12 protein-coding genes are annotated in these 18,740 nt (G+C 71.3%); 8 read left to right on the top strand and 4 right to left on the bottom strand.

The genetic code is table 11. The features are described 5' to 3' along the window. Positions 1–31: 31 nt before the first annotated feature. Positions 32–1,543: an APC family permease gene (locus SVTN_RS32810; protein ID WP_063782295.1), complete on the top strand. Its 1,512-nt coding sequence runs from the start codon at positions 32–34 to the stop codon at positions 1,541–1,543. Between the two features lie 119 nt (positions 1,544–1,662). Continuing rightward, positions 1,663–2,613, top strand: a complete 951-nt coding sequence (locus SVTN_RS32815; RefSeq protein WP_041132347.1) for a hypothetical protein — start codon at positions 1,663–1,665, stop codon at positions 2,611–2,613. Between the two features lie 99 nt (positions 2,614–2,712). Here the strand turns inward: SVTN_RS32815 and SVTN_RS32820 are convergent, their stop codons facing one another. Both SVTN_RS32820 and SVTN_RS32825 read right to left on the bottom strand, forming a co-directional pair. Next, positions 2,713–4,467: a glycoside hydrolase family 6 protein gene (locus tag SVTN_RS32820; protein ID WP_041132348.1), complete on the bottom strand. Its 1,755-nt coding sequence runs from the start codon at positions 4,465–4,467 to the stop codon at positions 2,713–2,715. Positions 4,468–4,483: 16 nt separating this feature from the next. Continuing rightward, positions 4,484–6,061 (bottom strand): cellulase family glycosylhydrolase, encoded by a 1,578-nt coding sequence (locus tag SVTN_RS32825; protein ID WP_078908599.1) that lies wholly within the window; start codon positions 6,059–6,061, stop codon positions 4,484–4,486. Between the two features lie 274 nt (positions 6,062–6,335). Here SVTN_RS32825 and SVTN_RS32830 point away from each other — a divergent pair, with 274 nt between their 5' ends. The 6 genes from SVTN_RS32830 to SVTN_RS32855 all read left to right on the top strand — a co-directional run bounded on the left by SVTN_RS32830 (position 6,336) and on the right by SVTN_RS32855 (position 16,529). Next, positions 6,336–9,272: a glycoside hydrolase family 48 protein gene (locus SVTN_RS32830; protein WP_041132349.1), complete on the top strand. Its 2,937-nt coding sequence runs from the start codon at positions 6,336–6,338 to the stop codon at positions 9,270–9,272. 172 nt (positions 9,273–9,444) lie between these two features. Next, complete coding sequence (locus tag SVTN_RS32835) at positions 9,445–10,206, top strand: MerR family transcriptional regulator (RefSeq protein WP_041132350.1); 762 nt, start codon at positions 9,445–9,447, stop codon at positions 10,204–10,206. A gap of 289 nt (positions 10,207–10,495) precedes the next feature. Next, positions 10,496–12,322 carry an endonuclease/exonuclease/phosphatase family protein gene (locus tag SVTN_RS32840; RefSeq protein ID WP_041132351.1) on the top strand — a complete coding sequence of 609 codons (1,827 nt, stop codon included), beginning with the start codon at positions 10,496–10,498 and terminating at the stop codon, positions 12,320–12,322. 84 nt (positions 12,323–12,406) lie between these two features. Beyond that, the gene (locus SVTN_RS32845; RefSeq protein WP_041132352.1) at positions 12,407–13,939 is read left to right on the top strand and encodes a carboxylesterase/lipase family protein; all 1,533 of its coding nucleotides are present in this window, start codon (positions 12,407–12,409) and stop codon (positions 13,937–13,939) included. A 169-nt stretch (positions 13,940–14,108) separates the two neighbouring features. Then, positions 14,109–16,121 (top strand): fibronectin type III domain-containing protein, encoded by a 2,013-nt coding sequence (locus SVTN_RS32850; protein ID WP_159026530.1) that lies wholly within the window; start codon positions 14,109–14,111, stop codon positions 16,119–16,121. Positions 16,122–16,226: 105 nt separating this feature from the next. Further along, positions 16,227–16,529 carry an antibiotic biosynthesis monooxygenase gene (locus SVTN_RS32855; protein ID WP_041134483.1) on the top strand — a complete coding sequence of 101 codons (303 nt, stop codon included), beginning with the start codon at positions 16,227–16,229 and terminating at the stop codon, positions 16,527–16,529. A gap of 11 nt (positions 16,530–16,540) precedes the next feature. Here SVTN_RS32855 and SVTN_RS32860 read toward each other — a convergent pair whose 3' ends face one another. Both SVTN_RS32860 and SVTN_RS32865 read right to left on the bottom strand, forming a co-directional pair. Continuing rightward, entirely contained in the window at positions 16,541–17,176 is a 636-nt protein-coding gene (locus SVTN_RS32860; RefSeq protein ID WP_041132354.1) for a LutC/YkgG family protein, read from the bottom strand. Between the two features lie 111 nt (positions 17,177–17,287). Then, positions 17,288–18,691: a LutB/LldF family L-lactate oxidation iron-sulfur protein gene (locus tag SVTN_RS32865; RefSeq protein ID WP_041132355.1), complete on the bottom strand. Its 1,404-nt coding sequence runs from the start codon at positions 18,689–18,691 to the stop codon at positions 17,288–17,290. Positions 18,692–18,740: the final 49 nt, after the last annotated feature.

Consider the following 18,740-nt stretch of genomic DNA (forward strand, 5'->3'; position numbering starts at 1 on the left):
CCACCCTTCCTTCTCCGGAGAGGCGCGACCGTTGAGCAACAGGCCCGGTACCGAGGGGAGCGGTGGTCTGCGGGCCGACGCCCTGGGCACGTTCGATTCCGTGGTGATGGCGATCGTGGGGTGCGGCCCGGCGTACACCGTGGCCGGAATCGTTCCCCTCGTCATCGCCGCCGCCGGCTTCGCCGCCCCCGCCGTCCTGCTGTACTGCGCGATCCCGATGGTGGGCATCGCCCTGGCCTTCCGTCACCTCGGACGGCTCGACGTCAACGCGGGCGCCTCGTACAGCTGGGTCGCCCGCTCCCTCCATCCCTTCCTCGGATTCCTGAGCGGCTGGGCCGTGGTCTGCTCGGCCACGGTCTTCCTCGTCTCCGCGACCGTGCCGGCCGGCGGCGCGACGCTCTCGCTCATCGACCCCGCCCTGGCCCGCGAGACCGGCCTCGCCACCGGCATCGGCGTCGGCTGGTTCCTGCTGATGGCCCTGGTGGCCATGCGCGGCAGCCGGATCAGCGGCCTCGCCCGTACCGTCCTCGGCGCCGTACAACTCGTGCTGCTGCTGGTCTTCGCCGTCGCCGGCCTGCTCGTGGACGAGAAGGCCGCCGCGTTCTCCCCCTCCTGGCTCGGCTTCGCCCACTTCGACGCCTCGCACACCTTCGTCGCGGGAGCCCTGATCGCCGGAGTCACCTACTGGGGCTGGGACGTCACCAGCAACCTCAGCGAGGAGACCCGCGACAGCCGGCGCGCCTCCGGCCTCGGCGGCCTGATCGGCGTCGTGCTCACGTCCACTGTCTTCGTGCTCTTCACGGTCTCCGCGATCTCCGTCCTCGGGCCCGCGGCGATCGCGGACGACCCGGCCGGGTACCTCTCCGCGCTCGGCGAGTCCATCTGGCCGGGCTGGGGCGGCCGGCTGCTCGCCCTGGCGGTGATGCTGTCGACCGTCGCCACGCTGGAGACCACCCTGATCCAGGCCACCCGGACGCTCTTCGCCATGGGCCGCGACCGCACGATGCCCCGCGCCTTCGGCCGCATCCACGCCGAGTGGCGGACCCCCTGGGGGGCCACCCTCACCGTGGCGTCCGTCGCGGTGGTGCTCATCATCGCCTCCACGACGGCGGGATCGGGCTCGGAGTTCGTCGAGAACGCGGTCGGCGGCGTCGGCCTGCACATCGCGTTCTACTACGCGCTCGCCGGACTCTCCGTCGTCGTCGCCCACCGCAAGGTCCTGTTCAGGTCCCTGGGCAATCTGGTCTTCATCGGACTGTGGCCGCTCGGCGGAGCACTCTTCATGGCCTGGATCTTCGCCCAGTCGCTCCCCGGACTCGGCGCGCAGGCGCTCGGTACCGGTCTCGTCGCCCTGGCGTTCGGGCTGCTTCCGGTGCTCGTCTCGTGGTTCCAGGGCAGTTCGTACTTCCGGCCGAGGCCGCTGTCCTCCCTGGCGGCGCACCCCGGACAGGCGGACGCCGGGGGCGAGTTCCACGCGGGTCCGGCACTGGATCCGGCGCTCACCGGATCCGCGCGGCGGGACGACGTCCTCTCCGACTTCTGACGGCTCCCGAACCGCTTCCGACGGATCCCGGACCGCTTCTGATGGATCCGGACTGCTTCTGATGGATCCGAACTGCTTCCGACGGATTCCGAACCGACCGACCCGCGAGGAGCACCCCCATGTCAGCCTGGCTGCGCCGCAGTTCCGGACGACCCAGCTACGACCGGACCTTCGGCGACCGCGCCCTCGCCGAAGGCTGCGAGGACATGCTGATGGGGCGCTGGGAGGGCGCCCGCGACCTGCTCGCGGAGCACCCCCGCGACGACTGGGACCGCCGCTCGCACCGCGTACGGCTGCTCGCCGACTCCGCCGCCGGGCGGCGCACCGTGGACGTCTGGCACGCGTCCGAGCCCGGACACCCGGACGCCGCCGTGCTGTATGCGGAGACCGAGGTGATGCGGATGTTCGGCGCCGCGCGCGCCGGTGCCTCTCCGCCGGCGGACGGCCTGGACCGGGTGGCGCGGCTCTGCCTCCAGGCGTCCGAGCTGGCCCCCGTCGACCCGCAGCCCTGGGTCTCGCTGATCTCCCTCGGCCGGCTGTACGAGGGCGGGCACCCGGACATGGGGTACTGGTGGAAGGAGCTCCTGGCCCGGGACCCGTACCACCGCGAAGGCCATCACCAGGCGCTGCGCCACCTCTCCGCCCGCTGGCACGGGTCCCACGGCCAGGCGGCCAACTTCGCCTGGGACGTGGTGGGTTACGCACCGGCCGGCTCGCCGCTCGCGGTGCTTCCGCTGGTGGCGCGCTCGGAGGAGTACCGCCACCGGGTGGAGACGGAGGGCCGCACCGCCGTCGGTCTGACGTATCACTGGAACAGCGAGGCCGCCAAGCGGGATCTCCGCGTCGTCCTGGAGAAGTGGATCGGTGCCCGGACGGCGGAATGCGCGCAGGATGTCGCCGACCTCAACCATCTGGCCCACGGCCTGGTCCGCGCGGGCATGAAGCGGGAGGCGGCCGACGTCTTCCGGACGCTGGGCAACCGGGCGACCCGGGTGCCGTGGTCGTACGCCGGCGACCCGGAGCAGCTGTTCGTCTTCTGGCGCGACGCGGCGCTCGCCGCCCCCTCGTAGCTCACACCCACGATCACACCCACTCGGGCGGCACGCGTGCCGACGACCCCACGGGATCCGGATCCCGTGGGGTCGTCGGCACGCGTGCCGCGGCGAGTGCTACAGCGCCGGGTGGGCGTTCTTCAGGAGCTCCTGGAACTGGGCCGAGAACCACTTGCCCGCGAGCGGGGCGTCCGGCAGCGCGCCCGACATGCTGTTCCCGTTGCGGACGTTGCCCGTGTACGTCGGGTCGCACATGTGGTCGAAGCCCTTGCCCTCGTCGTTCGGGACCTCCTTGGAGGCGCCGTCGGACTCGCCCGGGGGCTTCATCCAGACGTACGCGTCGATGCCCGTGGCCGGGGCCGCCTGGGGCCGCTCGCCGAGACCCGCTCCGGACTGGTTGCACCAGTTGCCGGGGTTGATGCGCCGGTCGTAGCGGCCGCCGTTCACGTACGTGTCGACGCTGGTCGTCGCGCCCGGGCCGGTGGGCCGCGCGGTGCCGCCCCAGCCGTTGCGGGAGGTGTCGATCAGCATGCCGAGGTTGGGGTCGAAGCCGAGCGAGACCAGCTTGGCGCGCATGGCCTGGGCGTACGACAGCTCGTCGGTGTACCGGTTCCAGTCGACCCACTTGGACTGGCGCACGGAGACGCCGTTCACGCTGTCGTCGATCGTGAAGTGGTCCTCCTTCAGGGCGCTGTAGTTGGCGGTGTTGACGATGAAGCCGTGGACGTTGGAGAGGGTCGAGCCCTCCGCCGTGGCGGCCTGCTTGAAGAGCTCGGCGGAGGGGCCGAAGTTGTCGTCCCAGCCCAGCCAGCCGTGGTGGCCGGCGTCGAGGTAGTTGTAGACGTTGGCGATCGCGCCGAGCTTCTTGAGCGCGTAGCCGACGCCGGTGATGTAGTTGCCGTTCGCCTTCATGACGTCGCAGTTGGCGGTGGCCGTGGGACGCCCGGAGACGTTGGTGACCAGGTTGGGCAGCGAGTCGAGCTCGACCGTGGTGACGATCCGCAGGCCCGCGTACTTGGAGTCGGCGAGGATCGCGGCGATCGGGTCGATGTACTCGGTCTTGTAGCGGCCGATCTCCGTCGGGCCGAGCTCGCCGTTGGAGGCGAGGGCGGCGCAGTCGCGGCCGGGCAGGTCGTAGATGACCAGCTGGACGACGAGCTCGCCGGAGCCCTTCTGCTTCAGGGCCTCGTCGAGGTGGGCGCGCAGGCCCATGGAGGTGCCGGAACCGTTGATGGCGGCGATCCGGTCCAGCCAGATGCCGGTGGGCTGGTTGGAGACCTTGCTGCCGCCCGGCTCGGCCGCCGCATGCGCGGACCACTCGGGGTTCACGTACACCTTGGCGCCGGCGTAAGGGTTGTCCACCTTGGTGCCGGCGGGCGGGGTGGTGGGTGGTGTGGTCGGAGGCGTCGTCGGGGGAGTGGTGGGCGGGGTGGTCGGCGGGGTGGTCGGCTGCGTGGCCGTGTTGCAGGTGACGCCGTTCAGCTTGAACGTCGCCGGGACGGCATTGGTGCCGCTGTAGGAGCCGTTGAATCCGAAGGAGGTCGAACCACCGGTCGCGAGCGCGCCGTTGTAGGACATGTTCTTGGCGGTGACGGCGGCCCCGGACTGGGTGATGGTGGCGTTCCAGCCCTGGGTGACCTGCTGGTTTCCGCCGTACGACCATTCCAGGGTCCAGGAGGACATCGGGTCGCCGGTGTTCGTGACGACGACGTTGGCGCCGAAGCCGGTGTTCCACTGGTTGGTGATGGTGTAGTCGACCTTGCAGCCCGGGGTGGCTGCGCCGGCGGTGGCGCCGAAGACCGTGGCCGTGGCTCCGGTCGCGGTGACGAGGCCGAGTGCCGCCAGGAGGGCGGTGCGGCTGGTGCGGCTCATGGTGTGGGGGTTCCTCTCAGGGGGTGAGGGCGCGCAGGTGGTCGCGCAGCCCGATGCCGAATGCGGTGGGAGTTCCGTCGTACGAAGTGATCAGCGCGGGGCCGGAGTTGCAGTTCCAGGTGTTCCAGGTCCAGCCCAGGTACGAGAGGCCGCGGTCGTCGAACCACTTCATGACGCGGTCGACGAACGCGTGTCCGCAGGTGTTCTCGCCGATCTCGCCCGCGAGGAGCGGCACTTGGGCGGCCACGGGGGCGAGAGCGGTGTTCCAGCACGTCTCGTCGGCGCAGGTGTTGAAGTTGTAGACGTGCCAGGCGGCGGCCAGATTGCCCGCCGGGTCCGTGGGGCGGTACGCGAGCCACTGGCTGAGGTCGTTGGAGTACGCGAGACCCGGGACGAGGACGAGGTTCCTCGCCCCCGTGGCGCGGACGGCGTCCACCAGGTCCTGCATGCCGGCGACCTCGTAGCCGATGCCGGGGCAGGTGCCGCCGTCGCGCCAGCAGGACCAGGCCTGCGCCGCGGTGGAGGTCGCCCGGTCCGGATAGGGCTCGTTGAACAGGTCGAAGACGACCCGCTTGTCGTTCTTGAAGGTGTTCGCGACCGAGGTCCAGAACGCCGGGGTGTACTGGGCGTCCGGCATCGGCTTCTGGCAGGAGGCGTGCACGTCGGAGCAGCCGGACGAGTTCCCGGTGTACTGGCCGTGAGTCCAGTGCAGTTCGACCACGGGGGTCATGCCGTGGGCGAGCACCTTGGCCACGAGGTCCTTGACCGCGGCGATGTAGTTCGCGCCGCGGTACTCGGGCTTGATGTGATCGAGACCGAGCCAGCACTCCTCGTTGAGGGGGATGCGGACCGTGTTGGCCTTCCAGTCGGCGATGGCCCGGACGGAGGCGTCGTCGACGGGACCGTCGAAGAAGCCGTAGCCCTGGACGCACATGAACTCGCCGCCGGAGCGGTTGACGCCGAGGAGGCGGCGGGTGGCGCCGTTCTGGTCGGTGAACCTGTTGCCGGAGACGGTCAGTTCGGGTGCGCCGGTGACGGGGGTCGGGGGTGTCGTCGGCGGCGTGGTCGGGGGAGTGGTCGGGGGAGCGGTCGTGGGGGTCGTCGGGGGAGTGGTGGGGGGGGGGGGCGGGGTCGTCGGGGTGGTCGGAGTGGGGGTCGGCGTCGGCGTCGGCCCGTCCGTGTTGCACGGCGTGCCGTTGAGCGTGAACGCGGTGGGTGCCGTGTTGGCTCCCGTCCAGGACGCGATGAAGCCGCCCGAGACCTTCGCGCCCGTGCCGAGCGCGCCGTTCCAGCTCTCGTTGACGACCGTGACCGACGTCTCGGACTGGGACCACTTGCCGCCCCAGCCCTGACCGACCACCTGGCCGGCCGGGAAGTCGAAGCCGAGGCTCCAACTCGTCAGCGCGGAACTGTTGTTGGTGACGGTCACGGCACCCTGGAAGCCGCCGGACCACTGTCCGGTGACCGAGTACTCGACCGTGCAGGCGGGTGCGGCCGAGGCTCCGGCGGCCGTACCCACGACGGCGAGAGCGGTGCTCGCCACCGTGAGCGCCGCTCCTGCGAGCAGCGCGGAAAGACGTGGGGGATGTCGCATGAGCGAGTCCTCGCAGCGAGGGCACACCCCTGACGGCGTGCCGGCCGGACGGAATCGCTCCCACTGGGTCGGGGCAGACCGTAGCGCCAACTGATGCCAAGGAAAAGAGGAGTTGGGTAAATTCCCCGGCTTTTGGCTTCGACTTCCGCACACACCTTGACGGCATTGGACCCCAACTGCACAGTGGGAGCGCTCCCACTGGTTCAGAGTCCGACTGTCGCACCTTCGCTCTTCGCATCACCGACCCCACCGAGCCGCGAGGAGAACCACCCCCATGGCACGTCTCCGACAGAGAACGCGACCACGACGGCAGCTGACCGCCCTGGCCGCGGCCCTCTCCCTCTCCCTCCCCCTCGGCCTCACGGCCGTCGGGGCCGCCACCGCCGTCGGCGCCACGACCGCCCAGGCCGCCGCCGTCCAGTGCAGCGTCGACTACAAGACCAACGACTGGGGTTCGGGCTTCACGGCCGAACTCACCCTCACCAACCGGGCCGCCGAGCCCCTGAACGGCTGGACGCTGACGTACTCCTACGCCGGCGACCAGAAGCTCGCCAACGGCTGGAACGGCGTCTGGTCGCAGTCCGGCAAGAACGTCACGGTGACCAACGCGTCCTGGAACGGCACCCTCGCCGCGGGCGCCGCCACCACCACCGGCGCCCAGTTCACCTACAGCGGCACCAACGCCGCCCCCACCGGCTTCGCCGTGAACGGCACCACGTGCGCCGGCGCCCACCAGCCCCCGGTCGCGGTCCTGACCAGCCCGACCGCCGGGGCCGTCTACACCGAGGGCGACGCGGTGCCGCTCGCCGCCACCGCCGCCGCGGCCGACAGCGCCACCGTGAGCAAGGTGGAGTTCTACAGCGACACCACCCTCCTCGGCACCGACACCACCGCGCCCTTCACCTACAGCGCGGCCGGTCTCGCCACCGGCGCCCACTCCCTCTACGCCAAGGCCTACGACACCCTCGGCGCCTCCGCCGAGTCGGCGCCCGTCGGCATCACCGTCGCCGCCGGCCCCGCGCTCGTCGCCTCCCCGACCCAGCTCGGCGTACGCCAGGGTTCCACCGGCACCTTCGACCTGAAGCTCTCCACCGCCCCGACCTCGAACGTCACGGTGAGCATCGCCCGTACCTCGGGCAACACCAACCTCACCGCGAGCCCGGCCACCCTCACCTTCACCCCGGCGAACTGGAACACCGCCCAGAAGGTGACCGTCGCCGCCGCGGCCACGGGCACCGGCTCCGCCGTCTTCACCGCGACCGCCCCCGGCCACGCCAAGGCCGAGGTCACCGTCGCCCAGCTGGCCGCGAACTCCACGTACGACGCCCGCTTCCTCGACCTCCACGGGAAGATCACCAACCCGGCCAACGGCTACTTCTCGCCCGAGGGCATCCCGTACCACTCCGTCGAGACCCTGATCGTCGAGGCCCCCGACCACGGGCACGAGACGACCTCGGAGGCGTACAGCTACCTCATCTGGCTCCAGGCCATGTACGGCAAGATCACCGGCGACTGGACCAAGTTCAACGGGGCCTGGGAGACCATGGAGAAGTTCATGATCCCCACCCACGCCGACCAGCCCACCACCGGCTCCTACAACGCCTCCAAGCCGGCGACGTACGCCCCCGAGTGGGACCTCCCCTCCCAGTACCCGGCGAAGCTCGACTCCGGGGTGACCTCGGGCTCCGACCCGATCGCCGCCGAGCTCAAGAGCGCCTACGGGACCGACGACATCTACGGGATGCACTGGATCCAGGACGTCGACAACGTCTACGGCTACGGCAACGAGCCCGGGAAGTGCTCCGCCGGACCGACGGCGACCGGTCCCTCGTACATCAACACCTTCCAGCGCGGCCCGCAGGAGTCCGTCTGGGAGACCGTCACCCACCCCACCTGCGACAACTTCTCCTACGGCGGGAAGAACGGCTACCTGGACCTCTTCACCGGGGACTCCTCGTACGCCAAGCAGTGGAAGTTCACCGACGCCCCCGACGCCGACGCCCGCGCCGTCCAGGCCGCCTACTGGGCCGACCTCTGGGCCAAGGAGCAGGGCAAGGGCTCCCAGGTCGCCACGACCGTCGGCAAGGCCGCCAAGATGGGCGACTACCTGCGGTACGCCATGTTCGACAAGTACTTCAAGAAGGTCGGGAACTGCGTCGGGCCGACCGCCTGCCCGGCCGGCACCGGCAAGGACAGCGCCCACTACCTGCTGTCCTGGTACTACGCCTGGGGCGGCGCCACCGACACCTCGGCGGGCTGGTCCTGGCGCATCGGCTCCAGCCACAACCACAGCGGCTACCAGAATCCCCTCGCCGCCTACGCGCTGAGCTCGTACGCCCCGCTCAAGCCCAAGTCGGCGACGGGCGCGGCGGACTGGGCGACCAGCCTCGGCCGGCAGCTGGAGTTCTACCGCTGGCTCCAGTCGGACGAGGGCGCCATCGCGGGCGGTGCCACCAACAGCTGGCAGGGGCGCTACGCCATCCCGCCGGCCGGCACCCCCACCTTCCACGGCATGTACTACGACGAGAAGCCCGTCTACCACGACCCCGCGTCCAACCAGTGGTTCGGCTTCCAGGCCTGGTCCATGGAGCGGGTCGCCGAGTACTACCAGCAGACGGGTGACGCGAAGGCGAAGACCGTCCTCGACAAATGGGTGAGCTGGGCCCTGTCGAAGACCACGCTCAACCCGGACGGCACCTACCGCATCCCCTCCACCCTCCAGTGGTCCGGCGCGCCCGACACCTGGAACGCGACGAGCCCCGGAGCCAACGCCGGACTGCACGTCACCGTCGCCGACTACACCGACGACGTCGGCGTGGCCGCCGCCTACGCCAAGACGCTCACCTACTACGCGGCCAAGTCCGGCCACGCCGAGGCCAAGCGCGTCGCCAAGGCCCTCCTCGACGGCATGTGGGACCACCACCGGGACGCCCTCGGCATCGCCGTCCCGGAGACCCGCGCCGACTACAACCGCTTCGACGACCCCGTGTACGTGCCGAGCGGCTGGACCGGCGTCATGCCGAACGGCGACGCGGTGAACTCGTCCTCGACCTTCGCCTCGATCCGCTCCTTCTACAAGAACGACCCGGCCTGGCCGAAGGTCGAGGCCTACCTGGCGGGCGGCACGGCCCCCGTCTTCACCTACCACCGGTTCTGGGCCCAGGCGGACATCGCCCTGGCCATGGGCTCGTACGCGGAACTCCTCGAATAACAGTCCGCCCCGCGAGAGCGGGCTCCGCGTACGCCGAGGCCGGGCGGCCCCCGAGAAGGGGACCGCCCGGCCTGTCGCCGCCCGGAGCGCACTTGCGGTTGACGCGGCGGCAACCCCTACGGTCTTCGAACGGGGCCGGACACGCCGGCCCCGGCGAAGGAAGGACACCGTCATGGCCTGGTCGATCGCGGATGTGGCCCGGATGTCCGGGGTGACCTCCCGGACGCTGCGGCACTACGACGAGATCGGCCTCCTGGCACCCGCGTGGACCGCGAGCGACGGGCACCGTCACTACGAGGAGCCCCAGCTGCTGCGACTCCAGCAGATCCTGCTCATGAGGGAGCTGGACCTCGGTCTGCGCGAGATCCGGGAGGTCCTGGACAGCGGGGCCGACCGCGTGACGGTTCTCCGTGAGCACCATGCCCGGCTGCTCGCGGAGCAGGACCGGCTCGGCACTCTGGCCCGCACGGTCGCCCGCACCATCGCCGAACTCCAGCAGAATGAGGACCAGAACATGGTGAGCATCAACCGCCCCGAGAACCTTTTCGAGGGATTCCAGCCCGACCCGGCGATCGAGGCCGAGACGCGGGAGCGGTGGCCGGAGGCGTACGAGCAGTCCCGGCAGGCCGTCGAAGGGCTGACCCCCGAGGCCACCGAGCAGTGGCAGCGCGAGGTCACCGCCCAGATGATCCGCTTCGCGGAGCACATGGCGGCCGGCACGCCCGCCGACGACCCGGCGGTCCAGGCCGAGGTGGACGCCCACTACCGGGACGTCTGCCGCTTCTGGACCCCGAACGCCGAGGCGTACCGGGGGCTGGCCAAGACCTATGCCGAGGACGGTCGGTTCCGCGAGAACTTCGACCGGATCGCCGTGGGACTCGCCGAGTACCAGCAGCGGGCGATGGACGTGTACGCGGACACCCGGCTGAGCTGAGGCCGAGCGGGGGCGCATCGCATGGGCCGCCGCCCGCGACTCCTCACCGACCCCCTCTCGCCCGTGCGGGGGAGGGGGTCCGGTGCGTCGGGCGAGGAGGTAGTGACAGGGACATGGCAAAACCGGCACACTGTGCGACGCGCGTAGAAGTGACACGCGTGGAACACCTTCCGGTTCCCTCCACGCCATTCGCCGCCACTACAACTGCCCTGCCGCCACGGCGTGTCCCCCCACACACCCGGCGCGGTGCTCCGCGACCCCTCCACGACACCTCGCGAAAGGCACCCCCATGACCTCCCGTCACATAGCGGCCCGAGGCCGCCGCACCGGCCTGCTCGCCGCCACCGCCCTCGTCGGCTCCCTCACGGCCGGCCTCCTCGCGCTTCCCGCGCACGCCGCCACCGTCACGATCGCCGCCGTCCAGGGCACCAAGCGGCTCTCGCCGTACAACGGCCAGCAGGTCACCGTCACCGGCATCGTGACCGCGATCCGCTCCACCGGAACCTCCCGTGGATACTGGATCCAGGATCCGACCGGCGACGGCAACCCCGCCACCAGCGAAGCCCTCTTCGTTTACACCGGATCCACCACCCCCTCCACCAAGGTCGGCAACCGGATCACCGTCCGGGGCACGGTCTCCGAGTACTACCCCGGCGGTTCGGCCGAGGGCGGCCAGTCGCTCACCGAGCTGACCTCCGCGACGATCACCTCCACCCTCTCCACCGGCAACGCGCTCCCGGCCGCCTTCACGCTGGACGCGGCCTCGATCCCGGACACGTACGCGCCCGACGCCGGGGGCGGTTCCATCGAGGGCCTGACCCTTGCGCCCTCGACGTACGCCCTCGACCGCTACGAGTCCCTGGAGGGCATGCGCGTCCAGGTGAGCGGTGCCCGCGTCGTCGGCGCCACCACTCCCTACAGCGAACTCTTCGTCACCGCCGAGCCGACCGAGCACCCCACCCCGCGCGGCGGCACCGTCTACGGTTCGTACGCCTCCCAGAACGTCGGCCGGGTGAAGGTCGAGTCCCTGCTGACCTCCGCCTTCCCGGTCGCCGACGTCGGCGACGTGCTCAGCGGCACGACCGCGGGACCGCTCGACTACGACAACTTCGGCGGCTACGGCATCCAGGCCACCACCCTCGGCACCCTCACCGACAACGCCCTCGCCCCCGAGACCACCCGGGCGCAGACCGCGGGCGAGCTCGCCGTCGCCACGTACAACGTCGAGAACCTCGACCCGACCGACCCGCAGAGCAAGTTCGACCGGCTCGCCGCGGGCATCGTCCGCAACCTCGCCTCGCCCGACGTCGTGGCCCTGGAGGAGGTCCAGGACAACAACGGTGCGACGGACGACGGCGTCGTCGCCGCCGACCAGACCTACGCCAAGCTGATCGCCGCCATCACGGCCGCGGGCGGCCCCGCCTACCAGTACCGCCAGATCAACCCGGTCGACGACCAGGACGGCGGCGAGCCCGGCGGCAACATCCGCGTCGGCTTCCTCTACAACCCGGCCCGCGTCGGCTTCACCGACCGCCCCGGCGGCACCTCCACCACCGCCGTCTCCGTCGTGAACAACGCCGGCACCGCCGCCCTGTCCGTCTCGCCCGGCCGGATCAGCCCGTCCGACTCCGCCTGGAACGCCAGCCGCAAGCCGCTCGTCGGCGAGTTCACCTTCCAGGGCAAGACCGTGTTCGTGGTCGCGAACCACTTCACGTCCAAGGGCGGCGACCAGCCCCTGCACTCCCGCTTCCAGCCGCCGGCCCGCTCCTCGGAGACCCAGCGTGGCCAGCAGGCCACGCAGGTCAACGGCTTCGTCAAGCAGATCCTCGCCGTGCAGCCCTCGGCCCGTGTCGTCGTCCTCGGCGACCTGAACGACTTCGAGTTCTCCAACACGGTCACGACCCTGACCTCCGGCGGCGTCCTCACCCCGCTCGTCAACAGCCTCCCGGCCGGGGAGCGTTACACCTACGTGTACCAGGGCAACTCGCAGGCCATCGACCACATCCTGACGAGCCCGGCCCTCACCTCGTACGACTACGACATCGTCCACGTCAACAGCGAGTTCGCCGACCAGGCCAGCGACCACGACCCGCAGGTCGTCCGCCTCGTCCCCTGAGACGGGGATTGACATCGACCGCGCGTGAATCGTCTTGATCTTGGTGTTGGTGCCGGTCGGGGGCGCGATGGCAGGCTGAGCCCCATGGACATCTTCAAGACGACGAGCGGTGCGGTACGGGGCTTCCGGGCGTCCGACGGCGTGGTCGCCGTGCTCGGAATCCCCTACGCCGCACCGCCGTTCGGCGCCCTCCGCTTCCGCGAGCCCGCCCCGGCGGCCGCGTGGAGCGGGATACGGGACTGTACGGCCTTCGGCCCCGTCGCCCCGCAGTCGGCGGAGCTGCCCGGCTCGCCCGGATGGTCGCCCGGCGACGAGGACGTCCTCACCGTCAACGTCTGGACCCCGGCGCCGTCCTCGGCCCCGGCCTCCTCCCCGGCTCCGGACCGCGGCTCCCTGCCGGTCCTGGTCTGGATCCACGGCGGCGCCTACACCTTCGGCTCCTCGGCCCAGCCCGACTTCGACGGCGACGCCCTCGCCCGCGCCGGCCTGGTCGTGGTCACCCTCAACTACCGCATCGGCTTCGAGGGGTTCGGGCACGTCCCGGCCTCCGAAGGGACGTCGTACCCCGACAACCGGGGCCTGCTCGACCAGGTCGCCGCCCTGCGCTGGGTGCGGGAGAACATCGCCGCGTTCGGCGGCGACCCCGACAACGTCACCGTCGCAGGACACTCCTCCGGGGCCGCGTCGATCGCCTGCCTCATGGTGATGGACCGGGCGCGCGGCCTGTTCCACCGCGCCATCGCCCACAGCCCCGCCAGCCCCCACTACACCCTCGACATCGCCGCCGCGACCACACGCGAGATCGCCGCGGCGGCCGGCTGCCCGGCCACCCCCGAGGGCCTGGCCTCCGCGACTCCGCAGGCCCTGGTCACCGCCTCCGACCAGGTCGTCGAGGCGTACCGGCGCGACCCCGCCTCCGGATCCCGCCACTACGACCCCTCGCTCTACGCCCCCGTCCTCGACGGGGACGTCCTGCCCGTCGATCCCCTCACGGGCCTCGCCGCCGGGGCGGGCCGGGACGTGGACCTGCTCGTCTGCCACACCACGGAGGAGTACTGGCTGCTCGACGCCGTGGGCAGCTGCGCGAAGGTCACCACCGAGGGACAACTCTCCCGATTCGCCGAGGACTTCGGTCTCCCCGACGGCCTGATCGACGGCTACCGTGCCGCGCTGCCCGACGCCCCGCTGTCCGACGTCTACCTGTCCGTCTTCGGCGACCTCCTCTTCGGCGAGTACGCCAACCGGCTCGCCGAGCAGCAGGCCCGGGGCGGCGGCCGGGCGTTCCTGTCGCGCTTCGACCGCCGGCGCACCGGCCCGCACGGGGCCGTGCGGGCCTGGCACTGCGCGGACATCCCCTTCGCCTTCGGCAACGTCGACAAGGAGTGCGTGGCCTTCCTCATCGGCGGCGCCCCCACCCCCGCCGACCACGAACTGGCCCGCCGGATGGTGCGCGCCTGGGCCGACTTCGCGACCGGTGGAGAGCCGGGCTGGCCGGCGTACGACGACGCCACCGGGCCGGCGATGGTCTGGCGGACCGGGGAGGAACAGCAGGAGGACGAGCCCGCCGCCCTCCGCGGGCTCTGGGACCGGGCCGACTTTCCCCTCCTGCGTCCGTGAGCGTCCGTGAGGGGCCGTGAGGCGGACCCCGGAGGCGGCGTGACGGGCCGCGACATGCCGCTTTCGGGGTAATCGGCAGGTTGTGGGGCATTCGGCGGTCACGCTGTGTGCGAGGCGAGACCGTGAGTGCAGGGCGGTTGACACCGGCCGGCCGAGAGAGGAAATGACCATGGCTCTGAGCCGCCGCAGCTTCGTCACGTATGCCCTTGCTGCCGGACTCGTACTGGACGTCGGCGATGTCGTCGTCTCGCCACGAGTGGCGAGCGCCGCCGACGATCCGGTTCCCCCGGCGTTGCTCGCCGGTCAAGCGCTGAGTTCGTCGACCGTACGCCTGCTGTGGACCGCGGTCGCGGGGGCCGAGTCCTACCGGGTCTACCGGGACGGCCAGCTGATCGCCGATCAGCCGGGCACCCTGCTGGAGGACACCGGGCTGGCGGCGACGACGACCTACCGCTACGAGGTCACCACCGTGATCGGCGGGGTCGAGTCGGTGCGCTCGGCCCCCGTCGTCGTGGTCACCCAGGTGCAGGACCCCACGACGGTGCCGACGGCGCCGACCAACCTCACGTCGAGCTCGCTCACGTCGTCGAGCGTGAAGCTCACCTGGACCAAGTCCACGAGCGTCGCCAAGATCACCGGCTACCGGATCCTCCGCGGCCCGGTCGGGGCGCCGGTCGAGAGCCTGGTCCAGATCGCGACGACCGACGGACCCACCAGCTACACCGCGAGCAAGCTGTTCGCCAACCGCGCCTACCAGTTCGCGGTCCGCGCCGTCGACGTCGCGGGGCACGTCGGCCCGGCGGCCACCATCGCCGTCACGACCAAGACCTCCAGCGACACGAGCGCCCCTTCGGCCGTGTCGAACACCAGCGTGGTGGTGCGGCGGTACTCCGACAGCCGGCTCGACATCACCTGGGGGGCGTCGAGCTCCAGCGACGTCGCCGGCTACCAGGTCTACCGCAACAACGTCCTCATCGCCACGGTGGAGGAGCCGCTGCGCAAGACGTACTCCGACAACGGACTCTCCCCCTCCACGTCGTACACCTACCGGATCGCGGCCGTCGACTCCGCCGGCAACGTCTCCGCACTCACCTCGGGGAAGACCGGTTCCACCCCGGCGGCCGGAACCGTCCTCGTCACCCGTGGCCCCTACGTCGTCCAGACCGACGCGACGAGCGCACGCGTGCTGTGGTGGACCAACCTTCCGGCTCCCAGCGGGGTCGACTACGGGATCGGATCGTTCAGCGGCAGCGTCGACGACTCCACCCCGAGGCTGCAGCACGCCATGCTGCTCGGCGGACTCCAGCCCGGAACCGCGTACGTCTACCAGGTGCGGTCCGGCAACGCCACGCTCGGAGGCAACAGCTTCACCACCGCGCCCGCGGCGGGCACGGCCTTCACCTTCGCGGCGGTCGGCGACTTCGGCGGCGGCTCGGCGCAGGAGGCGAGCATCGCCAACCTGATCGCCGCGTCGTCGGCCCAGTTCGTGCAGACGCTCGGCGACAACGTGTACCCGGACGCCCAGGACCCGGATCCGGCGCACTTCTACTCCGACTTCGACAACCGCTTCTACAAGCAGTACGGCCCGGTGCTCCGCACCCGGACCCTCTATCCGGCGAACGGGAACAAGGAGTACTACGGCGACGGCGCGGCGGCGCGGAACCTCTGGTCGCCGAACAACCAGCGCTGGTACAGCTACGGGTGGGGCGACCTGCACGTCCTCGTCGTCGACAGCGAGCAGCCCCTGGGGGCCGGCTCCCCGCAGCGCGCGTTCGTGAACGCCGATCTCGCCGCCGCGACGGCGGCGTGGAAGATCTGCGTCGTGCACCGCCCGCCCTACAGCTCGACGACCACCACCTCCAGCTCGTCGACGGTCCTCACCAATCTCGTGCCGCTCCTGGAGCAGTACGGGGTCAGACTCTGCCTCTCCGGCAACTCCCACAACTACGAGCGGAGCCATCCGCTGCGCATGGGTGCGATCGACTCGACGGGAGTGACGTACGTCGTCTCCGGTGGCGGTGGCAACGGGCTCAACCAGTTCACGGCGACCCAGCCGTTCTGGAGCGCGTACAGGTCGGCGCGTTTCGAGTACGTGCAGTGCTCGGTCTCTCCGACCCAACTCGTGCTCAACGCGTACAGCGACACCGGGACGCTCTTCGACAGCACGACGCTGACGCAGTGAACCGACGGGCACGACGCGTCCGCCTTGACGGTGAACTGGTCGGTGTAGTTCAGTCGTTGCCGGGGGGTGGCACAGGCCGCCGACCGTGACGAGGGGGGCGGAGAGATGTTCGCGGTGGTGTACCGGTGGCGGGTGCGTCCGGGGAAGGAGCAGCTGCTCGTCGACGGCTGGCACCGGGTGACCGTGGCGATCCACCAGGAGTGCGGGAGCTACGGCTCCCGGCTCCACAAGGCGGATGACGGGACCTGGGTGGCGTACGCGCGCTGGCCCGACCGGGAGACCCGGGAGAAGTGCGGGACCCCCGACCCGGAGGGCGAGGCGATGATGCGCGAGGCGATCGCGGAGTACTTCCCCGAGACGCGCCTCACCCTCGTCGACGACCTCCTCGCCGAGCCGGAGACCGACTGAAGCGACCCGTCTCAGGGCTCCGTCACCAGGACGACCTCCAGGGTCCGCGGCCCGTGGACGCCCTCCACCCGGTCGAGTTCGATGTCGCTCGTCGCGGAAGGGCCGGAGATCCAGGTCAGCGGGCGCGCCGGGGCGAGCCGGGGGAGCGCGAGCGGCACCGAGGCCACCACCTGCTCAGGGGCCCGCACCACGCACACGTGCAGGTCGGGGACGAGGGTGAGCGCCCGGCGGCCCTGGCCCGGACCGCCGTCGAGGACGATCGTGCCGGTCTCCGCGATCGCCACCGCGCACCCCGTCACCACGGCGTCCGTGCCGTCCAGTTCGTACGGGGTCAGCCGGGGCTCGTCGAACCGCCGGGCGGCCTCGGTCGCGGCGAGCCACTCCTCGGGCAGCCCGGGCGGTACGACGACACTGCGCGCGCCGCGCTCCGCGAGGAGCCGCGCGACGAGCGCGGCGAGGCCGGCCGGCGCGGTGCGGTGGACGTGGGCCCGGTAGTCGGCGAGGTTCTCGTGGAGCAGATCGAGGAGGGCCTCCGGGGCGTCCGGGGTGTGGCTCGTCCGGTAGTCGCGCGCGACGGGCGCGGCCTCGGGCGCGTCCGCGACGGCGGTACGGATCCGGGCGAGGATCCGTGCGCGGGAGTCGGTCATGTGCGCTTCCTCCTGGCGGGGTTCCGGGCGGGGGAGTGGGTCATGCGGGGTCTCTCCTCGCGAGGTTCGCGAGCCTCGCGAGCCTTACGAGGTTCCGTACGGGGAAGCCGGTCACGTCCGGTTCTTCCTCCACCAGTCGCGGAACGGTTCGGCGGGCAGTTCGGGCAGGTCGCGGCTCTCCGTCCACTGACGGGCGCCCGGTCCCGGCAGCCGCTTCGGGTGCAGCTTGCGGGTGGCGGACGCGAGCCGTTCCCCGGTGGCGAGCACACCGGGGTGGTCGAGGACCCAGGTGGACGCCTTGATCGCGGCCCGCTCCAAGCGGTGGCCCTTCCCGCCTTCCTCGGCCACCTTCCCCCGCAGGTGCACGAGCACCTCGGGGATGTCGATGGCGACCGGGCACACCTCGTAGCAGGCGCCGCACAGCGAGGAGGCGTACGGCAGGGAGGCGTCGACCTCGCTCGCGGTGCCCCGGAGCTGCGGGGTGAGGATCGCGCCGATCGGACCGGGGTAGACCGAGCCGTACGCGTGACCGCCGGCCCGCTCGTACACCGGGCAGACGTTGAGGCAGGCCGAGCAGCGGATGCAGCGCAGCGCCTGCCGCCCCACCTCGTCCGCGAGGGCGTCGGTGCGGCCGTTGTCGAGGAGGACCAGGTGGAAGGTGCCCGGTCCGTCGCCGTCGGTGGTGCCGGTCCACATGCTCGTGTACGGGTTCATCCGCTCGGCCGTCGACGAGCGGGGCAGCGTCTGGAGGAACACCTCCAGGTCCTGCCAGGTCGGCACCACCTTCTCCACGCCCACGACCGAGATGAGCGTCTCGGGCAGGGTCAGGCACATGCGGCCGTTGCCCTCGGACTCGACGACGACGAGCGTGCCGGTCTCGGCGACCATGAAGTTGGCCCCCGAGATGCCGACCTTGGCCCGCAGGAACTTCTCCCGCAGGTGCAGCCGGGCCGCCTCCGCGAGCTCGGCGGGCGCATCGCTCAGCCCCTCCGGTGCCGGACGGCCCCAACTCCCCATCTTCTCCCGGAAGATGTCACGGATCTCGCCGCGGTTGCGGTGGATCGCCGGGACCAGGATGTGCGAGGGACGGTCGTCGCCGAGCTGCACGATCAGCTCGGCGAGATCCGTCTCGTACGCGGCGATGCCCTCGGCCGCCAGGTGCTCGTTGAGCCCGATCTCCTGGGTGGCCATGGACTTGACCTTGACCACCTCGGTCTCTCCGGTGGCCCGTACGAGCTCGGTGACGATCCGGTTCGCCTCCGCCGCGTCGGCCGCCCAGTGCACGGTGCCGCCCGCCGCCGTCACCGCCTCCTCCAACTGGAGGAGGTACGTGTCGAGCTGACGGAGCGTCCGGTCCTTGATCCGCTTGCCGGTCTCGCGGAGCGCCGCCCAGTCGTCCAGCTCGGCCACCGCCCGCGCCCGCTTGTCCCGGATGGTGTGGGTGGCGTGCCGCAGGTTGGCGCGCAGGGTCGGATTGCCCACGGCCTCCCGCGCGGCCTCGGGGAAGGCCGGCATCCCCAGAAACGCCCGCCCGTCGCCCGACCACCGCCCCTCGTCGAGCGCT

It is taken from the genome of Streptomyces vietnamensis, from assembly GCF_000830005.1.
In the GTDB taxonomy this organism is placed as follows: Bacteria; Actinomycetota; Actinomycetes; order Streptomycetales; family Streptomycetaceae; genus Streptomyces; species Streptomyces vietnamensis.

Coding starts and splice junctions, on each gene's coding strand:
- SVTN_RS32860 (WP_041132354.1), bottom strand. CDS start 17,176: ATGACCGACTCCCGCGCACGGATCCTCGCCCGGATCCGTACCGCCGTC.
- SVTN_RS32855 (WP_041134483.1), top strand. CDS start 16,227: ATGTTCGCGGTGGTGTACCGGTGGCGGGTGCGTCCGGGGAAGGAGCAG.
- SVTN_RS32865 (WP_041132355.1), bottom strand. CDS start 18,691: ATGCCGGCCTTCCCCGAGGCCGCGCGGGAGGCCGTGGGCAATCCGACC.
- SVTN_RS32845 (WP_041132352.1), top strand. CDS start 12,407: ATGGACATCTTCAAGACGACGAGCGGTGCGGTACGGGGCTTCCGGGCG.
- SVTN_RS32840 (WP_041132351.1), top strand. CDS start 10,496: ATGACCTCCCGTCACATAGCGGCCCGAGGCCGCCGCACCGGCCTGCTC.
- SVTN_RS32825 (WP_078908599.1), bottom strand. CDS start 6,061: ATGCGACATCCCCCACGTCTTTCCGCGCTGCTCGCAGGAGCGGCGCTC.
- SVTN_RS32835 (WP_041132350.1), top strand. CDS start 9,445: ATGGCCTGGTCGATCGCGGATGTGGCCCGGATGTCCGGGGTGACCTCC.
- SVTN_RS32820 (WP_041132348.1), bottom strand. CDS start 4,467: ATGAGCCGCACCAGCCGCACCGCCCTCCTGGCGGCACTCGGCCTCGTC.
- SVTN_RS32850 (WP_159026530.1), top strand. CDS start 14,109: ATGGCTCTGAGCCGCCGCAGCTTCGTCACGTATGCCCTTGCTGCCGGA.
- SVTN_RS32815 (WP_041132347.1), top strand. CDS start 1,663: ATGTCAGCCTGGCTGCGCCGCAGTTCCGGACGACCCAGCTACGACCGG.
- SVTN_RS32830 (WP_041132349.1), top strand. CDS start 6,336: ATGGCACGTCTCCGACAGAGAACGCGACCACGACGGCAGCTGACCGCC.